A 5,492-nucleotide genomic window follows, 5' to 3' on the forward strand; every position below is an offset into this window, starting at 1 on the left:
GCGAAATAGACAAAAATCTGAATCACGGCTGCGGCAAGGGCCCACAGGATAAAATCGATGAAGCTGACGCTGTGGGCAATGCTTGACGCCAGGGTCAGACAGAAACCGACCAACGCACCGCCAAAAGACAAGGCACAGGCAAGGTTGCCGTTTTTAATCAGGCGCAATTCTTCAACGGGTGTAATCCGCAGATATACGGCGGCAAAAACAACGGTCATGGCGATACCTGCCAACATGTATTGCAGGTAGAGCAGATATTGGGACAGAGAAATACTCACGATAAGATTCCTTGGTTTGCAATAAAGTGATTATGCCATACTTTTGAAGATAAACCCTTTAGAAAATACGGCATTTTGGAAGCACTTCAGGCCGTCTGAAACAGCCTGATTTTTAATTCATGTTTTATTGTGATAATTGTTGACGATTTTTGTATATTTATGTAACTATTGCGCACCGCTATTTATTAGATTAAAGAGGAGAATATGAGCATACTCGCCGCCATCCGCCCTAAAGAGCCTTTGTGCCATTTGCGCTGGTTTGATATGCTGATTGTAACCGCCATCCTGTTCGGTCAATTTGCCTACCGCTCCACCCAACTTTATATCGCCAGCCTGATGCCGCAAGTAGAAACAGCCGCCGTTGCCGAAGAGGCGCGCGATACTGCGGTAACCGGCGTGGCTTATTCGGAAAACATGAGCCTGCAGTTGACACTGCTTGCTATTGCTCTAATTTACCTCATTATCCGCCGTTTCGACTTCAAACAATTGCCGATTCGTTTTAACTTAGGCGTGTTGTTTTGGACGCCTGTGATTTTTATCCTGATGGGCTTAACCGCCGATGCGGTAACTTCATTAAGCGGCGGCTACAATTACTTTACCACTGAAATCTTCCAATACATCAAACCATTATCCATCTTCGACAAATTTGCCGCCCTTGCGCCGATGGCCATCCTCTACGGCCTTTTAAACGGCTTTTATGAGGAATTCTGTTTTCTCGGCCTTTTGACCTGCGTAGAAGACAAATACAAATGGCAGGCATTGGCCTATTCGACCTTGGTGCGCATCTCCTTCCATACTTACCAAGGCATGCTTTGGGCGACCGTTATCGGCGTCGTTTTCGGCTTGATGTACTACTTTTTCTACAAATACAAAGTCAAAAACCTGCTGCCGTTTTTCCTGATTCATGCCTTGGCAGATATCTTCGGCTCCGGCTTCATCTATTTGATTTGCGCTTAATGGCAACGGTTGTATGAATAAACAAGGCCGTCTGAAACATCATCTTTCAGACGGCCTTTTATCATCTATCGGCTTACTTAATCAACGTAATTGCCACATCCGCATCTTCTGTTGCAACGGCCTCAATCACGACATCACCGCCAAACCGCAACACCGAGCCTGCGCCAACAGTATGTTTTTCAGTCTGATTCAGCGTCACGTTAAAGCTTCCTTTTCCAACGGCAAAAATCAACGTTTTAAAACCCGGATGATCGTGCGGCTTAATCTGCTCCCCTTTCTTCATGTCTTTCTTAACGACCATGTAATTTTCGCCGCTGAAAATCTTACCGTTTTCTGAAGAAACCTCTCCCAAAGGCGCGGCAGAAACGGCAACGGAAAACAAAGCGGACAGCAATACGGCAGAAATATTGGAAACTTTCATAACAAGCCTTTCTTGAAAACAGAGCTTCCATTCTATAAAAACCCACTTCATTATTCAATAATAATTCTCATTTTCTAACAAAAAGGCCGTCTGAAACCCAACGATATTTTTCAGACGGCCTGATTGACCTGTATAATATTTTCTTATTAATAAAACCGCTTTACACACCCATCAAATGGAAACCGTCAGAAAAGATCCGCTCGGCTCGGCATGGATGGTTATTGCCGCGCTCGGCTTTACCGTCATGAACCTCTCCATCAAAGCCGCCTCAACGCAATTCGGCTTTTCCAGCGGCGAGCTGGTCTTTTGGCGCATGCTGGTCTCCACTCTGTTCTTAGGCATCATGGCCAAAGCGCAAGGCAACACGTTTTCCACGCCGCATTGGAAAACCCATCTCAACCGCAGCGTCATCGGCACGCTTGCCATGATGTGCACGTTTTATTCCGTCATGCATCTGCCGCTGGCAACAGGCGTCACGCTCAACTACACGTCTTCCATCTGGCTTGCCATTTTTTCATTTTTCATTTTAAAAGAACGAATTACACTTTATACCCAAGCCATTTTGGTTATGGGCTTTATCGGCGTTATCCTGTTGCTCAACCCATCTTTTCAAGGCGGACAGGAATTTGCCGCGCTGGTCAGTTTGGCAGGCGGCGCCATGTCGGGCTGGGCATATTTGCAGGTACGCGAACTCTCGCTTTTGGGCGAACCGGGCTGGCGTGTGGTGTTTTATTTGTCGCTTACCGGCCTGATTATGGGCGCAGTCTGGAGCACCATCACAGGCTGGCATCCGCTGACCATCTCTTCCCTGCCCTATCTGGCCGGCATCGGCATCTCCGCCATGATTGCACAATTGGCCATGACCCGCGCCTACAAGGTAGGCAAGAAATTTACCGTTGCCTCGCTTTCCTACCTGACCGTCGTTTTCTCCGCCCTGTCCGGCGTACTGCTTTTCGGCGATAAAATCACTTGGCAGGAAGCTACCGGCATGGTTATCATTGTCGCAGGCGGCGTGTTCAGCAGTTTTACTCCGGCCTCAATCAAAAAATTTCTGATGAAGCAATAATTTAACAAGGAGAACACCATGATTTCCATCCGCGAACAATCTTACGGCTTAAACGTAGCGCTGTACAACGAGTTCACTTTGGACGATTTCCGCCAATTGGAAGAAGCCTTGTTAGCCGCGAAACAAAAAATCCATCTGCCCGACATCTTGCTGGATTTGTCCATGCTGAAAGACTTCACCATCGATATGGCGGTCGAACAAATCAAATTCCTCAACCAACATGAAACCGACTTCGGCCGCGTTGCCGTCATTACCGACGACATTTGGATTAAACTCGGCGCGCGCCTTTCCAGCCTCTTGACCAACCAACATCCCAAATATTTCAGCGACGCTGCCGAAGCACAGGCTTGGTTGTTGGCAAGCAATTTGAAATAAAGATAAGGCCGTCTGAACGCATTACCTGAGCAAATATAAAACCGCTTAGGCTCAAACAACGGCATCACGACATCTGTCAAACCATCAAAAAGGCCGTCTGAAACCTTGCAACCTGCAAAGTTTCAGACGGCCTTTCATCGTTTTTATTTAAAAACTTACATCACATCTAATACATCAATACCCAACAACTCCAAGCCTTGTTTCAGCGTGTCGCCAGTCAGCTTTGCCAGTTGCAGGCGGCTGTTGCGGGTTGCGCCTTCTGATTTCAAAATCGGGCAGGCTTCGTAGAAGCGGCTGAACAAGGTGGCGATTTGATAGAGGTAGGCGGCAAGGTAGTGCGGATATGCCGTGTCTGCCACGCTTTGCAGTACGTCTTCAAATTTCAGCAGCTCGGCAGCCAGTTGTTTTTCCAAAGGTTCGGTCAAAACGGTTGGCGCAGTTGCGTCCCATGCGCCTGCTTTGCGGAACATGCTTTGCACGCGGGTATAGGCGTATTGCAGGTAAGGGGCGGTATTGCCTTCAAACGAGAGCATGGCGTCCCAGTCGAACACATAATCGCTGGTGCGGTTTTTGCTCAAATCGGCATATTTGACTGCACCGATGCCGACAACTCGGGCAATTTTCTCTGCATCACTTAATGCTGTATCAGTATATTCCTCTGCTCCTCTGACAATCTTGTCACTCTTATCGATAGGAAGATGATACACACCATCGTTTTCCAAAGTAATTTCCAACTTTTTATTTTCTAAGTTGTACTTTAATTTATTTTTTAAATTATCAGAATTAGTTAAAGAAGAAATCTTTTTTAATCCATCTTCTAATTCTGTTGTTAATTGCCATTTTGGATTTTTCTCTTTTACGACTTGTTCGGCTCGATTGATCGCTTCATCAAGTAAATCAACCAGTTTCACGGTGTCGCCACTGCGCGTTTTGAACGGTTTGCCGTCTTTGCCCATCATGGTGCCGAAGCCGATAAACTCGGCTTTTACATCTTCCGGCAGATAGCCTGCTTTGCGGGAAGTTGTAAAGAGTTGCTCAAAGTGCAGGGCTTGGCGGTGGTCGACGACATACAACAGGCGGTCGGCATGAAGCGTACCGACGCGGTAGCGCAAACACGCCAAGTCGGTGGAAGCATAAAGGAAGCCGCCGCCTTGTTTTTGCACGATAAATGCGGCAGGTTCGCCTTCTTTGTTTTTGAACTCGTCCAAGAACACGACTTTCGCGCCGTCGTCTTCGACTGCCAAACCTTTCTGAACCAAATCATCAACCACGGGCTGCAAATCGTTGTTGTATGTCGATTCGCCAGCCACGTCTTCAGGACGCAGTTTCAAGCCCAGTGTGTCGTAAACGGCTTGGGCGTGCGAGAGCGAAATATCGACAAACTGTTTCCACAACACCAAAACAGTTTCATCACCGCCTTGCAGCTTCACAACGTATTCGCGCGCAGTGTCAGCGAAGGCAGGATCTTCGTCAAAGCGTACTTTGGCGGCTCGGTAAAATTGCTCCAAATCTGCCAGTTCAAACGCGGTATTGTCTTTTTGCTGCTCAACCAAATAAGCGACCAACATGCCGAACTGCGTACCCCAGTCGCCGACGTGGTTTTGACGGATAACGGTGTTGCCCATAAATTCCAACACGCGCGAAATGCTGTCGCCGATGATGCTGGAGCGCAGATGGCCGACGTGCATTTCTTTGGCCAAATTAGGCGAAGAATAGTCGATAACGACGGTTTGAGGTTTGTCGGTTTTCGCTACGCCGAAACGCGCGTCATTCAAGGCCGTCTGAATGTTTTGGGCGAGAAATTCGGGACGCAGGCGCAGGTTGATAAAGCCCGGGCCGGCGACTTCCGCGCTTTCAATTACGGCGTTGTCGGTCAATGCTTCGGCCACTTTTTGCGCCAACTCGCGCGGATTTTGTTTGGCTTTTTTCGCCGCACCCATCACGCCGTTGATTTGGAAATCGCCGAAATCGGGATTTTTCGCCGCCTGCAATACGACGGGGCTGTCGGACAAACCGGCAGCGGCAAAGGCTGCTTGGGCTTCACGTTCGACGGTTTGGTATAAATTCATGTTGTCGGTCTCTATCAATTCAAATCAGGTGGTATTTTAAAAGAATTTCGGGCTTTAAAACAGGGCAAGCTGCAATACTTTTCCAGCGGCTTGTTATATGATTGCATTCTGATTCAACGATTTTGCTGTAAAGGCCGTCTGAAAGGAAAAGCCATGAACCCGAAAAATACGCTTTGTCTAATTGTCGATATTCAAGAACGCCTGCTGCCCGCCCTTTCCGGCGCGGATGAAATGGTGGAACGCTGCCGCCTGCTGATTCAAGGTTTGACGGCTTTGGACGTACCCTTTGCCGTAACCGAACAATATCCGAAAGGTTTGGGCAACAC

The 5,492-nt window shown here is 48.0% G+C and carries 6 protein-coding genes and 1 pseudogene; 4 read left to right on the top strand and 3 right to left on the bottom strand.

Going from position 1 to position 5,492, the window contains the following annotated elements; genetic code table 11:
- Positions 1 to 278, bottom strand: a 278-nt coding sequence (locus Q1M25_RS07710) for a DUF350 domain-containing protein (protein WP_300483611.1), incomplete at its 3' end; no start/stop codon positions are given.
- A gap of 204 nt (positions 279 to 482) precedes the next feature.
- Between Q1M25_RS07710 and Q1M25_RS07715 the strand changes: the two genes are divergently transcribed.
- On the top strand, positions 483 to 1,235 hold the full coding sequence (locus tag Q1M25_RS07715) for a CPBP family intramembrane metalloprotease (protein WP_300483613.1): 753 nt from the start codon (positions 483 to 485) through the stop codon (positions 1,233 to 1,235).
- A gap of 73 nt (positions 1,236 to 1,308) precedes the next feature.
- Here Q1M25_RS07715 and Q1M25_RS07720 read toward each other — a convergent pair whose 3' ends face one another.
- A complete protein-coding gene (locus tag Q1M25_RS07720) occupies positions 1,309 to 1,656 on the bottom strand; it encodes a hypothetical protein (RefSeq protein WP_150537658.1) in 348 nt (115 codons plus the stop codon).
- Positions 1,657 to 1,831: 175 nt separating this feature from the next.
- Here Q1M25_RS07720 and Q1M25_RS07725 point away from each other — a divergent pair, with 175 nt between their 5' ends.
- Both Q1M25_RS07725 and Q1M25_RS07730 read left to right on the top strand, forming a co-directional pair.
- Positions 1,832 to 2,722 carry a DMT family transporter gene (locus Q1M25_RS07725; RefSeq protein ID WP_150537659.1) on the top strand — a complete coding sequence of 297 codons (891 nt, stop codon included), beginning with the start codon at positions 1,832 to 1,834 and terminating at the stop codon, positions 2,720 to 2,722.
- An 18-nt stretch (positions 2,723 to 2,740) separates the two neighbouring features.
- The gene (locus Q1M25_RS07730) at positions 2,741 to 3,097 is read left to right on the top strand and encodes an STAS/SEC14 domain-containing protein (RefSeq protein ID WP_063067994.1); all 357 of its coding nucleotides are present in this window, start codon (positions 2,741 to 2,743) and stop codon (positions 3,095 to 3,097) included.
- A 155-nt stretch (positions 3,098 to 3,252) separates the two neighbouring features.
- On the opposite strand, the gene argS is transcribed toward Q1M25_RS07730, so the two are convergent.
- Positions 3,253 to 5,166 carry an arginine--tRNA ligase gene (argS, locus tag Q1M25_RS07735; protein ID WP_300483621.1) on the bottom strand — a complete coding sequence of 638 codons (1,914 nt, stop codon included), beginning with the start codon at positions 5,164 to 5,166 and terminating at the stop codon, positions 3,253 to 3,255.
- 153 nt (positions 5,167 to 5,319) lie between these two features.
- Here argS and Q1M25_RS07740 point away from each other — a divergent pair.
- Positions 5,320 to 5,492: pseudogene (locus tag Q1M25_RS07740) on the top strand (isochorismatase); the annotation flags it as partial.

The organism is uncultured Neisseria sp., from assembly GCF_951230505.1.
Classification (GTDB): Bacteria; Pseudomonadota; Gammaproteobacteria; order Burkholderiales; family Neisseriaceae; genus Neisseria.